This window comes from [Flexibacter] sp. ATCC 35208 (assembly GCF_001975825.1).
Classification (GTDB): Bacteria; Bacteroidota; Bacteroidia; order Chitinophagales; family Chitinophagaceae; genus Chitinophaga.
In genome coordinates this window covers 59380-77847 of sequence record NZ_MTKN01000020.1, presented here as the reverse complement: position 1 = coordinate 77847, position 18468 = coordinate 59380, and the positions used below count along the sequence as shown (strand labels likewise).

Annotated in this window: 15 protein-coding genes; 8 read left to right on the top strand and 7 right to left on the bottom strand. The window is 43.8% G+C overall.

All coding sequences use genetic code 11. The annotated features are described in order from the left end of the window. Positions 1-6: 6 nt before the first annotated feature. From BW716_RS14575 to BW716_RS14550, 6 genes are all read left to right on the top strand, one after another. Positions 7-1164, top strand: a complete 1158-nt coding sequence (locus tag BW716_RS14575) for an MFS transporter (protein ID WP_083723302.1) — start codon at positions 7-9, stop codon at positions 1162-1164. Positions 1165-1738: 574 nt separating this feature from the next. Then, positions 1739-4555 carry a carbamoyl-phosphate synthase large subunit gene (gene carB, locus BW716_RS14570; RefSeq protein ID WP_083723301.1) on the top strand — a complete coding sequence of 939 codons (2817 nt, stop codon included), beginning with the start codon at positions 1739-1741 and terminating at the stop codon, positions 4553-4555. Between the two features lie 473 nt (positions 4556-5028). Further along, entirely contained in the window at positions 5029-6969 is a 1941-nt protein-coding gene (locus BW716_RS14565; protein ID WP_083723300.1) for a ComEC/Rec2 family competence protein, read from the top strand. Between the two features lie 11 nt (positions 6970-6980). Then, positions 6981-8495, top strand: a complete 1515-nt coding sequence (gene purH / locus BW716_RS14560) for a bifunctional phosphoribosylaminoimidazolecarboxamide formyltransferase/IMP cyclohydrolase (RefSeq protein WP_083723358.1) — start codon at positions 6981-6983, stop codon at positions 8493-8495. A gap of 77 nt (positions 8496-8572) precedes the next feature. Beyond that, a complete protein-coding gene (locus BW716_RS14555) occupies positions 8573-9169 on the top strand; it encodes an RNA polymerase sigma factor (protein ID WP_083723299.1) in 597 nt (198 codons plus the stop codon). Beyond that, positions 9144-10403 carry a TonB family protein gene (locus BW716_RS14550; RefSeq protein WP_083723298.1) on the top strand — a complete coding sequence of 420 codons (1260 nt, stop codon included), beginning with the start codon at positions 9144-9146 and terminating at the stop codon, positions 10401-10403. The genes BW716_RS14555 and BW716_RS14550 overlap by 26 nt, the downstream gene beginning before the upstream one ends. On the opposite strand, the gene BW716_RS14545 is transcribed toward BW716_RS14550, so the two are convergent. From BW716_RS14545 to mutY, 7 genes are all read right to left on the bottom strand, one after another. Continuing rightward, positions 10397-10606, bottom strand: coding sequence for a YqaE/Pmp3 family membrane protein (locus BW716_RS14545; protein WP_083723297.1), 210 nt, complete (start codon positions 10604-10606; stop codon positions 10397-10399). The genes BW716_RS14550 and BW716_RS14545 overlap by 7 nt on opposite strands. Before the next feature lie 24 nt (positions 10607-10630). Next, entirely contained in the window at positions 10631-12007 is a 1377-nt protein-coding gene (locus BW716_RS14540) for a LutB/LldF family L-lactate oxidation iron-sulfur protein (protein ID WP_083723296.1), read from the bottom strand. Positions 12008-12133: 126 nt separating this feature from the next. Beyond that, a complete protein-coding gene (locus BW716_RS14535; RefSeq protein ID WP_083723295.1) occupies positions 12134-12709 on the bottom strand; it encodes a DUF3109 family protein in 576 nt (191 codons plus the stop codon). 63 nt (positions 12710-12772) lie between these two features. Beyond that, positions 12773-13408, bottom strand: a complete 636-nt coding sequence (gldD, locus tag BW716_RS14530) for a gliding motility lipoprotein GldD (protein WP_083723294.1) — start codon at positions 13406-13408, stop codon at positions 12773-12775. Positions 13409-13426: 18 nt separating this feature from the next. Then, positions 13427-14785 carry a gliding motility-associated protein GldE gene (gldE, locus tag BW716_RS14525; RefSeq protein WP_083723293.1) on the bottom strand — a complete coding sequence of 453 codons (1359 nt, stop codon included), beginning with the start codon at positions 14783-14785 and terminating at the stop codon, positions 13427-13429. A 167-nt stretch (positions 14786-14952) separates the two neighbouring features. Continuing rightward, complete coding sequence (locus BW716_RS14520; RefSeq protein WP_083723292.1) at positions 14953-15408, bottom strand: single-stranded DNA-binding protein; 456 nt, start codon at positions 15406-15408, stop codon at positions 14953-14955. A gap of 178 nt (positions 15409-15586) precedes the next feature. Further along, positions 15587-16651, bottom strand: coding sequence for an A/G-specific adenine glycosylase (gene mutY / locus BW716_RS14515; RefSeq protein ID WP_083723291.1), 1065 nt, complete (start codon positions 16649-16651; stop codon positions 15587-15589). A gap of 519 nt (positions 16652-17170) precedes the next feature. On the opposite strand from mutY, the gene BW716_RS14510 reads away from it, so the two are divergent. Together BW716_RS14510 and BW716_RS14505 are read left to right on the top strand one after the other, a co-directional pair. Further along, entirely contained in the window at positions 17171-17461 is a 291-nt protein-coding gene (locus BW716_RS14510; protein ID WP_072362799.1) for an HU family DNA-binding protein, read from the top strand. A 23-nt stretch (positions 17462-17484) separates the two neighbouring features. Next, positions 17485-18327 carry a M48 family metallopeptidase gene (locus BW716_RS14505; protein ID WP_143708856.1) on the top strand — a complete coding sequence of 281 codons (843 nt, stop codon included), beginning with the start codon at positions 17485-17487 and terminating at the stop codon, positions 18325-18327. Positions 18328-18468: the final 141 nt, after the last annotated feature.

Here is an 18468-nt window from a genome sequence, read left to right as displayed (position 1 = left end):
ATCTATATGTTTCAGGTATTGACAGCAGGCCTTCCGCAGCGGCGGCAGGCGCGCATAGCAGTGAGCGCACTATTTTTTCTGACGGGATTTTGCTTTTTCAGTTGGGCTACCCGTATTCCGGACATTCAACAAAAGTTACATCTTTCTGAAGGGCAGTTAGGTGGATTATTATTGGCTTTGCCGATAGGTTCCCTTTTGTCTATGCCAGCAGCTGGTGCGCTGGTCGGTAAGTATGGCAGCAGGCAGATCCTGCTGGTGTTTGGATCTTTGTATGGTTTGATTTTGCCGACCCTTGGACTGGCAGGGGAGACCTGGATACTCTTTACATTGTTGGTAGTGTTTGGTTTTTGTGGCAACATTGCCAATATTGCGGTGAACACCCAGGCGGTATTTGTAGAGAAAATGTATGGCAGATCTGTGATGGCTTCCTTTCATGGTTTGTGGAGTTCTGGTGGGTTGGCAGGATCTCTGCTGGCGTGGGGAATGCAGAAGTGGCATGTATTGCCCTATCAGCATTTTCTGGTGAGTATGGTGATTGTATTTATCATCCTTGCGGTGAATATCAATCATGTGGTAAGGCATGATGACAAAGCCGGTGAGCGAGAGGAGAAGCAGCCGCTATTTGTATTGCCTGACAAGTTCCTGATGATCCTTGGCATTATTGCGTTTGCATCTATGATTTGCGAGGGAGCTATGTTTGACTGGAGCGGGGTATATTTCAGAAAAGTGATTCATGTTAATATTGCGGTAGTAGGTACTAACGCCTTTATGAGTACCATGGCGTCTTTTCGCTTCCTGGCAGATTATCTGAAGTTGCGTTTTGGCGTAAAGCGGGTATTACAATTGAGTGGCGGACTCATTGCCGGCGGGCTGTTGCTGGCAGTTGTATTTCCATATTTTACTACTGCTATTATAGGATTTCTGATGGTCGGCGCAGGGGTATCTTCAGTTGTTCCTCTGGTATATAGTGCAGCAGGGCGGAGTAATACTATGACTCCGGGAATGGCGCTGGCGGCGGTTTCTACGATTGGTTATCTCGGATTTCTGTTTGGTCCGGTATTGATTGGGTTAGTTGCTCAGATCAGTAGTCTGAGGGCGTCTTTCTTTCTCATTGCTCTGATGGGGTTATCTATTGCAGTGATGAGTAACCGTGTCAAAAATTAGAAAGCATATCCAGGAATGGATATGCGTTAGCTCTTACAAAAAGAAAAAACATTATTATTATCGGGGAAGGCACTTGTCTAAAAGCAGGTGCCTTCCCTGTTTTATAGTTATTATTATTTGCCGGATTGTGAATTTCCTGCCCAAGCCATAGGCCACCTTCATGCAGATGGTTGGCATATCTGGATCTGACTTTGTTTGCTCAGTAAGAAAATAATTTGGGCGTTAAGAAATTATTACGTGTGCAAACATACAATGGACAATGGTGTTATTTTGTGTGTGGATGATAATTGGTAGATGCCCCAAACAGTAATCTGCTGGTATTTAACGGATTATTTAAAAACAATATATATATCCATTGGATAACTGGTATTGCGGCGCTGCAAATTTATATATGTTTAAATATTATTCATCAAGGGAATTGCAGACCATTATTGGGTTTCAGGCGATAGATTCCATCGCGTTTCAAAGTTTATTGCGACAATAAAATTTATAACCCTTAATTTTGCACGATTTTTTTGTCGGGTGAATGAGAAGAAAATCAGCCAGGTTTTAATTTTTTCAATGAAATACGCAAATGCCTAAAGACTCTTCTATCAAATCTGTTCTTATTATTGGTTCTGGTCCTATTATTATTGGTCAGGCATGTGAATTTGACTACTCCGGTTCTCAGGCAGCACGTTCTCTGCGTGAGGAAGGTATCAAAGTGATCCTGATAAATTCCAATCCGGCCACTATCATGACTGACCCTATGATGGCCGATAGGGTATACTTACTACCCCTGACGGTGGAGAGTATAGAACAGATACTGGAAGAGCAGCAGATAGACGCTGTGTTACCTACCATGGGTGGTCAGACCGCCCTGAACCTTTGTAAGGAGGTAGATGAACTGGGTATCTGGGAAAAATACAATGTTCGCCTGATTGGGGTGGATATCAAAGCTATCGACAAAGCAGAAGACCGTGAACAGTTCCGCCAGTGGATGATCCAGCTGGGTGTACCTGTAGCACCTGCAAAAACAGCTAACTCCTTCCTGGAAGGTAAAGAATTCGCACAGGAAATCGGTTTCCCGCTGGTAATCCGTCCTTCCTTCACCCTGGGTGGTACCGGTGGTGGTTTTGTGCACACCAAAGATGATCTGGACGAAGCTTTGCAGCGTGGTCTTCAGGCATCTCCGATCCATGAAGTACTGGTAGAGAAAGCCGTACTGGGTTGGAAGGAGTTCGAACTGGAACTGTTGCGTGATTCCAAAGACAACGTAGTGATCATCTGTACAGTGGAAAACCTGGATCCAATGGGTATCCATACAGGTGATTCCATCACTGTGGCACCTGCCATGACGCTGAGTGACACTGCTTATCAGCTGATGCGTAACAAGGCGATGGAGATGATGCGTGATCTTGGCAACTTTGCTGGTGGTTGTAACGTACAGTTCTCTCTGAATCCTGCTACTGAAGAGATCATCGCCATAGAAATCAATCCTCGTGTGAGCCGCTCTTCTGCACTGGCTTCCAAAGCAACTGGTTATCCAATTGCAAAGATTGCTGCTAAACTGGCAATCGGTTATACACTGGATGAACTGGAGAACCAGATCACCAGAACCACCTCAGCTTTCTTCGAACCAGCACTGGACTACGTAATCGTAAAGATGCCACGCTGGAACTTCGATAAATTTAAAGGTGCTGATCAGACACTGGGGCTGCAGATGAAGTCAGTAGGTGAGGTAATGGCAATTGGCCGTACTTTCCCTGAGGCTTTGCAGAAGGCTTGTCAGAGTCTGGAAAACGATGCACTGGGTCTGGGTTACTATGGTAAATCCCAGATGAAGAGCGAGCAGCTGCTGGAAAGAATGAAGACACCTACCTGGGACAGGATTTTCCGTATCAAGGATGCCCTGATGGAAGGTGTATCTGTAAAGCACCTGCACCAGCTTACTTATATTGACAAATGGTTCCTGCACCAGATCAATGATATCGTGACCCTGGAAAAACAACTGATGGAGCACGATCTGGATACAATACCTGTTGATATGCTGCGCGAAGCAAAACGTATGGGCTTCTCTGATGCACAGCTGGTACACCTGTTGGGTAACTGTGAAGAAGAAGAGGTATACGCAAAACGTAAGGAACTGGGCATCACCCGTACTTACAAAATGGTAGATACCTGCTCTGCGGAATTTGAAGCAAAAACTCCTTATTTCTACTCCACATTTGATTCTGTAAACGAAAGTCAGCCTTCTGAAAATAAGAAAGTAATCGTACTGGGTTCAGGTCCTAACCGTATCGGTCAGGGTATTGAATTCGACTACTGCTGTACGCATGGTCTGCAGGCGATACAGGAATGCGGTTACGATGCTATCATGGTAAACTGTAACCCTGAAACTGTATCTACTGATTTCGATATGGCGAACAAGCTGTACTTCGAACCAGTGTTCTGGGAACATCTGTGGGAGATTATCGAGCTGGAAAAACCTGAAGGGGTGATTGTACAGCTAGGTGGTCAGACTGCGCTGAAACTGGCTAAAAAACTGGAAGAAAAAGGAATCCGCATCATCGGTACATCCTTTGACAACATGGATATTGCCGAAGACCGTGGCCGTTTCTCCGACCTGCTGAAAGAACTGAACATTCCTTATCCTAAGTATGGCACTGCCTACAATACGGACGATGCGATTGAAGTAGCGAAAGAAGTTGGTTATCCGGTACTGGTTCGTCCTTCATATGTATTGGGCGGTCAGCGTATGCGTATCGTAATTAACGAAGAAGAACTGGAAAGCTCTGTACTGAGCCTGCTGAAACACTTACCAGGTAACAAGATCCTGATTGACCACTTCCTGGATCGTTGTCAGGAGGCGGAGATCGACGGTATCTTTGATGGCGAAAACTTCCATGTAATGGGCGTAATGGAGCACATCGAGCCTGCAGGTATTCACAGTGGCGACAGTAATGCGGTACTGCCAGCGTTCAACCTTTCTCCAATGGAAGTAACAACAATGGAGTACTACGCTGAGAAGATTGCAAGGGCACTTGATATCCGTGGATTGATCAACATTCAGTTTGCCATCAAGAATGGTCAGGTGTTTGTGATCGAAGCTAACCCACGTGCATCGCGTACTACACCATTCATCGCAAAAGCTTACCAGGTGCCATACCTGAACATAGCTACCAAAGTGATGCTGGGTAAGAATAAACTGACCGATTTCACCATCGAGAAGAAACTGGACGGTTTTGCAATTAAGGAGCCTGTGTTCTCTTTCAATAAGTTCCCAGGTGTGAACAAGGAATTAGGCCCTGAAATGAAATCAACAGGTGAAGCGATCCGCTTTATTAAAGACCTGCGTGATCCATATTTCAGAACCTTGTACAAGGAGAAGAGCATGTATCTGAGCAAATAACTTGTTACAGCATATTTTTGAAAAGGGGTGTATCTCAATAAGATGCATCCCTTTTTTATGCTATTACTGCATGTTTAATGCATTGAATAAAGTGAAGTATTAATGCAGTGGGAGTATAAAAAAATCAGAGCCTGATGAAGATCAGGCTCTTTCTTTTCCCTCAAAATAACCATTAAAGACACGACTATTTACTTACATAAATAGCGTGACCGGTAATGCAGTTTACTATAAATATTAAATATTAAAAAGATGTTAACTAATCAATAACAGATGAAAATAGTGATAATTCTTATTTATATGATTAGTAATTATATAATAAATATTTATTAATTCATATGTGTAAAACATCTTTTAAAGGCATGAATATTTTCATCTTATTAACTTATCATGATGACTTTCCGGGTATCAAATTTTTACTCCTGAGATTGGTTAAGTAAATTGCCGTATTCCATTTTGTTAACCAATATAAGGTCATGTTTGTTTACATTCTGAAAACCGCTCCTTTTTTGCGGATTGTGATTCCATTTATGTTGGGAATCATCTGGCCATTACCATTGTTGTTTGTTATTCCGGGTGTGTTATTTCTTTTAATGCTTCATGTAGGAATTGGTTATCTGCCGCTATGGGTAAGGTTTAAACTGGATGTGTACAGGGGAATAATTCTACAATTATTACTTGTATGCATGGGATGTATGCTGGTAGATGCAAAAGAAAAATGTAAACATCATCTAATCAAAGCGGTGCCTGATGAGGTGTTGGTGGGTACGATAGCAGCCCCGATACAAAGTAGTCAATATGGATATAGAACAGTAGTTGAACTACAAACGAAAGAACAGTTACTGATTTATTTTCCTCCGGATAGCGCTGTCATGGCTATTCAGGAAGGAGACCGGTTATTGTTCAACGGCGCCGTACAACTCATTTCTTTCAATGGTAATCCTGGTTCATTCAATTATCGTGAATACTGTGCAACACGATATATTTATCAGCAGGTACACCTGCAAACAGGCCACTGGCGGCATATTTCGCTACCTAAAAGTATCTTGCTGCGTTGTCGCAATAGTTGTCTGCAAATCATCAACCAATATATAGGTGGCCGGGAAGCTGGTCTGGCAGCGGCTTTACTAATAGGGTACCGATATGGTTTAGACAGAGAAATGGTGAATGATTATATGCAAACGGGCATTGTACATATCATCGCTATTTCAGGTATGCATCTGGCATTGATATATGGTTGTCTGATCTGGAGCCTGCAATGGCTGCCGATACCTTCTCTGAAAGGAGTGCTGATCATCGTGGTGGTATGGGGGTTTACTTTGCTTACAGGTGCTTCTGCTTCGGTATTGAGAGCTGCCGTGATGCTGACTGTAGTGACTGTCGGGAAGTTCTTTTTAGACCGTGATTCTTCTACTTATAATCAGCTTGCGCTTTCTGCATTTCTGTTGCTATGTTATGATCCTGCGCTGATAAAAGATGTAGGTTTTCAATTGTCTTACCTGGCGGTGTTGGGCATCCTGTTACTGAATAAGCCCTTCGATAGTAAATCTTATTGGTGGCGGAAACTAAGGGAAGCCATCACAATCGCTATCGCTGCACAAGCTATTACTTTCCCTTTGTGCCTTTACCTCTTTGGACAGTTTCCACTTTATTTTCTGCCAGCGAATCTACTGGCGGTACCCTTGTCTACCTTAATCCTGTATGGTGAAATAATGTTATTGTGTGTGCAGACACACTGGCTGGGCGCATGTCTGCAATGGTTATTGATCATGATGAATACTATTGTTGAATGGATAGGACATTTGCCGGGCGCATTAATTACAGGGTTGCATATATCAGTGTATGGAGTCGTGGCATTGTATGTTTGTATTGTTGCATACTTAGCAGGCAAGAAAGGGATTGTTTACATGATGGGCGCTCTTTGTCTGTGGAGTCTGATTGTACTGCCAGAAAAGTTACAGCGGCAACAACAGCAGGTCATGATTGTGTACAATCAGCCACGGCATACGGGCATTGACTTTATCCAGGGGCATGTAGTTCAGTTCGCAGGTGATGATAGCATATCTGCTGATATGCTGCGGGCAGCAAGGGATTTTTACGACGCTGATACAGGAAGGTTAGCAGGGTTTGAACAGCTGGGGCATTTTATTTGTTGTGGAAACAAGCGCGTGGTAATAGTAGACAGCGCACTGCCTGCTGGCAGACCCACAAAAAAATTCAAGACAGATTATCTTTTACTGTCACATAATCCACGTGTGGCAATCAAAGATTTGCAAGGGTTTTACGATGTGGGCTGCTTTATTTTTGACGCATCCAGTTCCCGCAGCAGGATAGAGGAATGGAAAAGTGAATGTTACGCGCTAACTTTGCGCTTCCTTTCGGTTCCGGACCAGGGAGCCTATGTTGTAAATTTCTAATGTTTCCATACATGCAAAAGCAAATAAAATCAGCATTGATCTCCGTTTTCTATAAAGACAACCTGGAGAACATCGTTAAAAAATTGGGTGAACAGGGTGTAACCATCTATTCTACCGGTGGTACACAAAAGTTTATTGAAGACTTAGGTGTTTCCTGTGTGGCTGTAGAAAACCTGACAGCTTATCCTTCCATCCTGGGAGGCCGTGTAAAAACATTGCATCCTAAAGTATTTGGTGGTATTCTGGCTCGTCGTGATAATCCACAGGATCTGGAACAGCTTGCACAATACGAGATTCCTGAACTGGATCTGGTAATCGTGGATCTGTATCCGTTCGAAGAGACTGTAAAGAGCACGAAGGAAGAACAAACTATCATCGAGAAGATCGATATCGGTGGTGTATCTCTGATCAGAGCTGCCGGTAAGAACTACAAAGATGTTGTGATCGTTGCTTCCAAAGACCAGTATGCTGATCTGGAAAAAGTACTGACTGACAACAATGGCGCTACTTCACTGGAAGATCGTCGTGCTTTTGCTGCCAAGGCATTTGAAGTATGTGCTAACTATGATGTAGCAATTTCACAGTACTTCCTGAACAATGAGCCAAATGCTTATTTCCAGGTATCTGCACCTCAGGGTCAGATCATGCGTTATGGAGAAAATCCTCACCAGAAGGGTGTATTCTATGGTGACCTGTCTGAGATCTTCAACAAGCTGCATGGTAAAGAACTGTCTTACAATAACCTGGTAGACGTAGATGCGGCCTGCCAGCTGATTCAGGAATTTAAAGACATCACTTTCGCTGTCATCAAGCATACCAACGTATGCGGTATCGCTAGTCGCTCTACCCTGAAAGAAGCTTGGGATGCTGCGCTGGCTGGTGATAAGGAAAGTGCATTTGGTGGCGTACTGGTTTGTAATGCTATAGTAGATAAAGCGACTGCTGAGTCTATCAGCGAGATCTTCTTTGAAATCCTGATTGCTCCGGGTTTTGCGCCTGATGCACTGGAAGTGCTGCAGGCTAAAAAGAATCGCATCTTATTGGAGCAGAAAGCACCTTTCGTAGCTCCGTATGTATATAAGAATGTGCTGAACGGCGTACTGTTGCAGGGCAATGATAAGGGTAACTTCCAGGACTGGAACGATGTAGGTGCTAAACCTGCTACACCGGAAGAGAAAGCAGACCTTACCTTTGCTAACATCGTATGTAAACACCTGAAATCTAACGCTATCGCACTGGTGAAAAACCAGCAGCTGATTGGTAAAGGTTGTGGCCAGACTTCCCGTATCGATGCGCTGCGCCATGCTATTGAAAAAGCAAAGCAATTCAATTTCGATCTGAGAGGGGCAGCTATGGCGTCTGACGCATTCTTCCCTTTCGATGATTGCGTACGTATCGCTCATGCTGAAGGTATCGTATCTATCATTCAGCCAGGTGGCTCTGTTCGTGACAACGACTCAATTACTTACTGTAAAGAAAATGATATGGTGATGGTTATGACCGGTATGCGTCATTTCAGACACTAAGTCTTTCTAAACAGAAAGAATAATATTTTGTAAGCACCGGTTATGCCGGTGCTTATTTTTTATATTTGTTACGGGCTATGGCATTTATACATCACAATAGTGACAACGGGGCGGACGATGCACAGATGATCCGGATATACAAACAATCCGGCAAGCTTGAAGATCTCGCTACCCTTTACCAGCGTTACATGAACCTGGTATATGGGGTCTGTTTGCGTTATTTTGATGAAGAGGCCAGTAAGGATGTTGTGATGCAGATCTTTGAAGAACTCATCGTGAAAGTGCAACAGTATGAGATACAGAACTTTAAAAGCTGGCTACATGTCCTGACCCGCAATCATTGTCTGATGAAACTGCGGGCGATGAAGAACAAAGAAATCCGTGAGATCTCCCTTGATGTGCTCCCTGTTATGGAAAACGAGCAATTTACACATCATGATGGCGGTACGGCGCTGGAGACAAATCTCCAGGAGATGGAAAGGTGTATGGAGACCTTGCCGGAAGAACAGAAGCGTAGTGTCGATCTTTTTTACCTGAAGGAAAAGAGCTACAAAGAAGTAGCCGATCTGACAGGATATGAGATGAAAAAGGTGAAAAGTTATATTCAGAATGGGAAGCGCAATCTGAAAAATTGTATGGAAGAACATAATGCAGCAGCAAAGCAATCATATTAAACCTGTGGCAGATCCTGATCTGATACGCCGTTATCTGGCTGGAGAGCTGGATCACAAGGCTATGCACGCCCTGGAGCGGCAGGCTTTGGATGATCCGTTCCTGGCAGAAGCACTGGAGGGCTTTGAAAAGCATGCTCCGGATCAGCGTATGAACCTGGCTGACCTGAGCAAACGAGTGGAGCAAAGGGTACAGGCGCCTGCTAAAAGGAGGGTGATTCCAATGTATCTGCGTTGGGCAGTTGCAGCATCGGTCTGTTTTGTAGTTGGGTCCAGCATTATCTGGTTGTGGCCTGCAGGGAATAAAATTGAAATAGCGAAGGTGGACGTTAAGACGGATACCATTATTCCGGCTGAGGTACCAGCGATGGTACAGGTGCCGGAAAGTGCGACGATGTTTAAGAAGGAACAGAGTACCAATAAAAGTTTTCAGGCACCTGCTGTAACGGCTCCAATAGCAACTCCTCTCAATGAACCCAAGGCAGAACCACAGCCGCAGGCAGAGGTCACATTGGCACCAGCACCAGCTTTGACTCCTTCTATTAATGTAGCTAAAGATACTGTTGATGTATTGGCTAGTCAGAATTACCGTAAAGTTTATGATGAGTATAAATCATCCTCTAATGCGGCGATGACAATGAACCAGATATCCAGGTTTTCTACTTATGATCAAAACCTCATTAAAGGAAGGGTCCTTAATTGGAAAGGAGACAGTGGTATTGCCGGTGTAACCGTTACTACCGGAATTTATGGAGCAACTACAGATCAGGAAGGATATTTCTCTCTCCCGGCCGCAAGAATGAGTAAGAAAATGGGAGGTAATCAACTGTTCACTGCCTATGCTCCCGGATATGAAAGTAAGAGCCTGAATTATTCAGGCAGCGAGCCATTTGTAAGAATGCAACTGAAACGAACTACAGATACGACAACCGTAATCGGTAATTCAGGCAATAATGATCCATCTCCTATGGGTGGATTTGAGAAGTACGAAATATACCTCACTAAAAATGTACAATATCCTGCAGGTCTTATCGTAAGTGGTAGAGTCAGGGTACAATTCTATGTACAGCCGGATGGTTCGTTGACTGATTTCAGGGTGCTGAAAAAGCTGCAGGCTGAATGTGATCAGGAAGCTATCCGCTTAATCAAAGTCGGGCCGGCCTGGTTACCAGCAGCAAATGGAAAAGCTGTAAAAGTAAAAGTTGATGTGAATTTTACCCCGGAAGCGCATCAATAGCTGGCTTTGTGCTGCTTTATCGCCTTAATCAGTTTCCTGTTTCTTCTATCTGCGCGACTATCATTTAATGATACGACTGCCCAAATTGCAGCCGGAATCCACCCGAGTATTGTGCATTGGAGTATCAGGCATAATATGCCGGAAAGAAGCTTGCCTCTCAGCAAAAATGATAGCCAAGGTAACAATATTGCTATCAGCGTCATGTTGTGGTGTTTTATTGGAATTTACTACTTTTTGCGGTCTTTCCACATCTGGTTGAAGGATTTAGGGGCAAATACAGGCAATTCCCTGTCTTCTCCCCATGCTTGGGTAAAGAACCTTTTCATGAAGAAGTTCTTCATATTTCCACTGGCAAGGTTCATCATGCGCCGGCTTAGACTGGCTTGTTTCCAGCCAAACCAGGATATCTTTTCAGCACCGGAAGTATGGTTTTCTTCTACGGCTTTATGTCGGTTGTGGAGTAGTAATTCATGGAGGTTGATGCGTACCGGGCATACTTCTGTACAGTTTCCGCAAAGGGATGAAGCATAACTCAGGTGCATATAATTTTCAACACCCTTCAGGTGAGGGGTAATAACAGAGCCGATCGGACCGCTATAGGTTGTGCCATAAGTATGACCACCAATGTTTTTATAAACAGGGCAGGCATTCAGGCAGGAACCGCAGCGAATACAATACAGCGCTTCTCTGGCTTCAGTATCCGCAAGTAAATTAGTACGACCATTATCCATCAGGATCACATACATTTCTTCAGGACCATCTATTTCTCCTTCCTGACGTGGACCGCTAAAGATGGAGTTATATACAGTTACCTGCTGACCGGTACCATAGGTCGCCAGCAATGGCCAGAAGAGTGCCAGGTCATTGATAGATGGGATCATCTTTTCGATGCCCACCAGTACGATATGTGTTTTGGGAAAGGCGGTGCTCAGACGTGCGTTTCCTTCATTTTCAGTTACGGCGATACCACCGATATCTGCAATGATGAAGTTTGCCCCCGTAATGCCGATTTCGGCATCCAGGTATTTCTGACGGAGTTTTTCACGGGCTACCATGGTCAGCTCCTGGGGAGTGAGGTTGGGAGGCGTGCCCAGTTTTTCTTCGAACAGACGGGCTACATCTTCCTTGCTTTTGTGCATGGCGGGTGTTACGATGTGGTAAGGCGGCTCACCATCCAGCTGTTGGATGTATTCTCCCAGGTCTGTTTCTACACACTCAATATTATGATCGGCCAGGAAGCTGTTCAAATGAACTTCTTCTGTCGCCATTGATTTGCTCTTTACGATGCTTTTGCAATTCTTGGCTTTGCAAATGTTCAGTATTTCTTCCAGCACCTGCTCCGCATTTTCCGCCCAGATCACTTTGCCACCACGACGGGTCAGGTTGGATTCAAACTCTTCGAGGTGTTTGTCCAGCTGCTCAATAGCTCTCCATTTGATATTCTTGGCGCGTTCGCGAGCAGTCATCAGATCGGAGAACTGATTTTTTCCGGCTTTTACAGCTGTATTATACTTGCCTATATTATAATTGATTGTCTGGCGATGACCGAGGTCTGTCGCTTTCTTCTCGCTCTTGTCCAGGAATGTGGAGGCATTCTGATGCATACTTTGTTAGAATTGCTGATTGCGAATGACAAAAGCCATACCGGAAAACGGTATGGTGGTGTATTTAGACAACTTATTTAGTAAAGATAGGGAATTACCAATGGATAATACCACAGGCCGTCAGCCTTAATCTGCGCGGTATTTTTTGGTCGCTATTTTATCCAGCACGGCGTAAAATTCTTCCCCGTATTTGCGGATGATAGCTTCCTGGAGGAAGCGGTACACCGGTACTTTCAGGCTTTTGCCATTCTTGCATGCTGGTTTACATATGTCCCAACGGTCGTAGTTGACCGCCTCAAAAGATTCGTATTTAGTGACCCGGATGGGGTAGAGGTGACAGGAGATCGGCTTTTTATAATCTACGATGCCGTCTTTGTATGCTTTTTCTATACCGCAACCTACTACGCCATATTCGTCGATGCTGGCATAGGCACAGATACCACCATCCACGATAGGGGTTACATACCCATATTCATCATCAATAGTATTGGTCCCGGTTTTTTCTATTTCGGCGATCCCTTCCGGGCGCAGGTAAGACTTGATTTTTGGATAGACCTTCTTCAGGATCTTTACTTCGTCTTTGTCCAGTGGAGCTCCACAGTCCCCTGCTACGCAGCAGGCTCCTTTGCAGGCCCCCAGGTTGCACACGAACTTTTCTTCCACTATTTCGTCACTGATATATTTATCGTCTATGATGATCATTGGTAGGATAATGACCGCAAAATTACAACAATCTGGTTGCTTTTGCATGGTTCGGTTCGGAGTCTAACGCCATTTCAGTGTTTCCACCAGGTGCAGCATATCTTCCTGCAGGAATTTATGTACTGGTGCAAGGGAGTCTGCATTTGGTGCAGCGTCGAAATAAAGGGCGCCACGCAGGAAGTGTTTTACGGAATCTGTCATATAGAACTGCTTGGCAGAAGCCGCGTTACCTCCTACATCGTAGAAAAGACCATAAATGTGGTTGGCTGGGTTACCGATGTTTTTTTCTTCAATGTATTCTGCCTTATAAGTATGCTTATAAGTCATCTTAAAGGCATCATTAATGAGTTTCTGGAAGTCGTTTTCCCCTTTCCCGATTTCTTTATAGCTCATGTATATTTTCCCATTGAGGGTAGGAAACTCTACATTTATCCAATAGGGATTTTCAGTTTTTTGTCCAAAGAAGAGGCTGTCCTTGACTATATTGGCGTAAACGGGATATTCGAATGTATATGGATATCCGGGTTGGTCAAATACGCGATATTCTCTTTTAGGAAAATTGATCTGGAAGTATCCTCTTGGTTTAGGAGTATATGTTTGGTCACAGGCAGTATACAGCAACGGCAGTAATAACAGCATGAAACAGCCTTTCAGCCGGGCGGTAACAGTTGACAGGCTTCTTTTTCTCTTACAGTTCATTGCTTCTATGTTGTGATATTATTCTTCTTCCACGTTTTGCCTTACGCTTACCTGTACTTTCTGGATGCGCATCTTGCTCTTTTCCAGTACAGTAAAGTCATAATCTCCATAGGTGATCACGCTGTTTTCTTCCGGGAATTTACCAGCCAGTTCAAGGATCAGGCCTCCGATGGAGTCGCTTTCACCCTTTACAGTTTCGAAGGTATCCGGAGGAATGTTCATGATACGGCAAACGTCGTTGAGCATGGTTTTGCCCTCGAACACGTAGGTATAGTTGTCAACTTTGGAATAGTTGAATTCTTCTTCGTCAAATTCATCTTTGATATCTCCGATCACTTCTTCTACAATATCTTCCAGGGTTACGATACCGGAGGTACCACCAAATTCATCTACCACTACGGCAAAGTGCATTCTCCTGGTTTGGAATTCAGATAGCAGGTCTTCGATGAGCTTGTGGCCGTGAACGAAGAATGGCTGGCGCATTACGGTATGCCAGTCAAAAGTATTGCCTTTGTCAAGGTGTGGGAGCAGGTCTTTGGTATGTATAACGCCAACGATATTGTCCAGATTGCCTTTGTAAACAGGCAGGCGGGAATAGTGGAGGTCAGCTACATGTTTGACAACTACATCGAAAGGGGCGTCGTATTCCACACCGTGCACATCCAGACGGGTATGCATGATTTGTTTTACGGTGATATTGCCAAACTTCAGGATGCCTTTCAGGATGTTTTTTTCCTCCTGTGAGGCGGTCGGGTCCACACTCATTTCGATGGCTTCGTCTATTTCCTGGTAGTTGACAGCGCCGCTGCCACGATGGAAGAAGCGGGCTTCGATGCTTTCGCTCATGCTTACATAGAAGTCGCTGACTGGTTCGAGGGTAGCATGAATAATGCTTACAAACCAGGCGAAGTAGGTAGCAAAGCGAATGTTGTTTTGGGCGGCCCATACCCTGGGGAGTACCTGGCCAAAGAAGAGGAGTACAAAGATGATGATGGCTATGCGCACCACGAAGGAAACGACAGGCAGGGTCTGCAGGTCTTCCATTTGGGTGATGAGGTAGCTGGTCACCATGATGAATGCCAGGGAAAGGAGTATACCTGCTATCTGGAGGGATGCCAGCAGGGAGCGGGGCTTTTCCAGGAGTTTGGTAATGAGTTTTCCACTGGTGTTTTGCCTGGTTTTCAGAGCGTTCAGGTCCTTGTAATTCAGGGAGAAGAAGGCTACTTCTGCGCCGGAGACGATGAAAGCCAGGAGTAAGAGTATGAAGATTACAAGCAGGTAAATCACCACGTTTGGCGTGGCAATTGGTGCCGAGGCTTGTAACAGGGTGAGCTTACCAGAAATAATGCTTGCCGGATAGGTGTACAAATTGTTCAACTTTTCGTTAAGGAATTAAAAACCAGCATTACACTGCAAAGCAGGTTCCAAAAAAATGGGAAAGAAATTCAGGTATTAAATTGAATCGCTTTCCCTATATGCAAATATAAGTAATACCCCATTACGGGGTTATCAAGCAAAAAGAATTAATATTTTAATTGGATAGTTTAAAAGGGCAGATCGTCAGCTGCGTCACTAATTTGGGGGGGGATGTCCATATTGGGGAAATTGTCACCGGTAGTGCTGCCTGTATTACTATGATGGATGGCATGCTCTGAATTATTAAGATCCATGCGTTTATCCAGCATAACGAGGTTATCACCTACAACTTCGGTAGCAAATTTTTTATTTCCTTCCTTATCTTCCCAGCTACGTGTGCGCAGACGTCCTTCAATGTAAACCAGGCTGCCTTTGTGCAGGTATTTCTGCGCTAATTCTGCCAGTCCACGCCATAAAACTACCGTGTGCCATTCTGTTTGGGAGATCAGTTTACCGGCCCTGTCCTTAAATGTCTCCGTAGTAGCCAGAGAAAATTTAGCTACTGCGATATTGCCTTCTAAAAACTGTACATCCGGATCTCTACCCAAGTTGCCAATCAGGATTACTTTATTAACACCTCTCATTGTTGCAGGTTTTAATCTATTGATTTTAACGATGGAAATATACTGTTTCTTTAAATAAACAACCTTCTTAAAGTTAACATTTTTTTCAAATCGTTGTGAAAAAAATGCTGACTAGTTTTAGCTTCAAATACCTTGCCGCAGCAAGTTGGGCGCACTTTGTCCTCAGAGAGTTTTTGCATCAGAACAAGCTCAATTCGCCACGTTTCAGGAAGTCTGTAATGGTTTTTGGGAATGCATACCTATCCAGTTGATCCTGAGGAACTGCTGTATAGCCGGGCATCTCAGGCTTTTTAGTCACTGACAGCATAATGAACTGACTATAGATGGTTTGATGGGTCAACTGCTGTTTAGACGAGGCGGACACTGCATCTATGTTATAACGTATATCTCCTACTTTTTCTTTGAATGCGGGGAGTTTTTTTATTTCACTGATATCGGCAGGTGTGCTGGTTTCGATGAGTACGAACTCATGTAGGTTTTGCCAGATATCGTTTTCCGTACGCTTACGGATATAGAAATCGTCTTTATGTCTTACAATCAGGTAGTTGAAGTAGCGTTTTTTGATCACTAGTTTTTTTGCCTTTACTGGTAGCAGGCTAATAAGGCCCAGGTGAAGGGCTTTACACTTTTTAGCCAGGGGGCATGATTTGCAGGCGGGTTGCTGAGGTTTACATACAACAGCGCCAAAGTCCATGATACTCTGGTTATAAGTAGCTGATTCTCCATGGGGGAGAAGTTCGGCAGCCAGGGTAGCGAACTGTTTTTTGCCGGCGGTGCTATCTATAGGTGTATCGATGTCAAAGAAGCGGGAAAGTACACGGAATACGTTGCCATCCAGCACAGCATGTGGAAGGTTGAACGCAAAGGAAGCAATAGCAGCGGAGGTGTAAGGGCCAATACCTTTGAGGGACTGAATGGCCTCGTAGGTATTGGGGAAGTGCCCGTGATACTGGGAAACGATCTGGCGGGCGGCTGCCAGCATATTTTTACAACGGGCATAGTAACCCAATCCCTGCCAGAGGCGGAATACTTCTTCTTCCGGAGCAGCGGCTAACTGCTGTACGGTAGGGTAAGCCTGTATAAATTTCTCGTAATAAGCCCATCCTTGTTCCACGCGGGTTTGTTGAAGGATGATTTCAGACAGCCATATCCGATAGGGGTCCTTTTCGCCTTTCCATGGCATTGAGCGTGAATTATCATCACGATTCCATTCGAGGAGGGCGCTAGTGAAAAATTGTTTCATGAAATGCAAAGATAAGCGAGTCGGGAATGATAAAATGAGTAGATGAAAAGGGAGGTGCGGTGAAAATATATATAATCATCTATCACATATGAAAATAACCGTTCATCTGAATACTTTTTTAACAGAACTAGCTGATAAATAGACTAATGTGTAGATAAATGCGTTATATTTAGGTAGGATCCCGAATTTGATTTTGCTAAAATGAACACAACTTTTTCATTAAGAGCAGAAAAAAAAGACAAAATGAATATTATTTTTTGTATATTCGTTAAGTAGTGGTTTAGTGAAATATTCTGCTTCATACCTATCGATGTGAGCATATACTGATCACAGAATATGACCTTTGCTAAAGTTGTACCCAATGCTATAAAATTCGTTAAAGCTTAGTACACAAAGACTTGTAGAGTGATTATTAAAAAGATATAAGGTATAAGAAAAAAAGATAAAATTTATTTGCTTAAAATTCAGCAATTAAAAAAAATTAAATAATTTTGGGACAAGTAATCCTTCGCTTCAATTATGAGAAAAGCTGACTTAATTAACAATATTGCTGAAAAAACCGGCATACCTAAAGTAGATGTGTTAGTAACACTAGAAGCCATGTTTAAGGAGGTCAAGGAAGCGTTGGCTAATGGCGAGCATATCTATATTAGAGGTTTTGGTAGCTTTATTACAAAGAAGAGAGCGGCCAAGATTGGTCGTAACATCAAGAAGAATGTGGCGGTAGAAATTCCAGAGCACTTTATTCCTGCATTCAAACCTTCGAAAGAATTCGTTGCTGAGGTAAAGAAGCTTAAAAGTTCTTCGTAATTTTGCAGCCTAATATTTAAGGCGTGCAAAAATCACAAGTTCTATTGGTAGGTGCCGCGGTGGCATTACTAGTTGTATTGGTCGCCTTCGGCCGCACCATACCACATTCGGAGAAGAAAGCGATGCCAACTGCCGGCCCTATGATGGGCGGTCAGGAGCAGCAACCTATTGCCTTTAGCGAATTGCTGGCTACTGCCAAGCAAAAAGTCCCTGCTGATAAATTACTTTTGATCAATTCTTTGGAAAATAAAGTAGTGCGGGGTGATGTTAAAACTCAGCAAATAGCCGCTTATAAACAGCTTTATGCCTCCTGGGATAGCCTTAACCAACTACCCATAGCTGCGCATTATCTTGGCGAAGCCGCCAAGTTGGAAAATTCCGAAAAAAGCCTCACCTTTGCAGCCAATTTATTTTTGGAACACCTGGAACATGCTCAGGACCCGGCAATTAGTAAATGGGAAAGCCAACAGGCGCTCTCATTGCTGGATCAGGCTATTAAACTTAGCCCGAACAATGATTCCCTTAAGATTCAACAGGCGCTGTTGTATATGAATACAGGCGAACCTATGGTGGGTGTCCAGAAACTCAGGGAAGTGGTGGCTGCCAATCCCGACAATCTTGAAGCTCAGTTGACACTGGCCAATCTTGCTATCCAATCCGGACAGTATGACAAAGCCATCCAACGTATGGATACACTGTTGCAACGCCATCCGGACGAAGCGAAAGCTATTTTCGTCCAGGCCGAAGCTTACCGCTCTAAGGGTGATGTAAAAAAAGCAGTGGAACTGTTTGAGCAATGCAAAAAACTGCTCAAAGACCCAGCCCTAAAGGCTGAAATTGACAATTATATTAAGAGTATTCAATAATATTCTATTTTTTAAACATTTTAAACTTTTTAGCATGCCTTGCGGTAAGAAAAGAAAGAGACATAAAATTGCCACTCACAAACGTAAAAAAAGACTGAGAAAGAACCGGCATAAGAAAAATAAGAAATAGTTTTCTCCTGT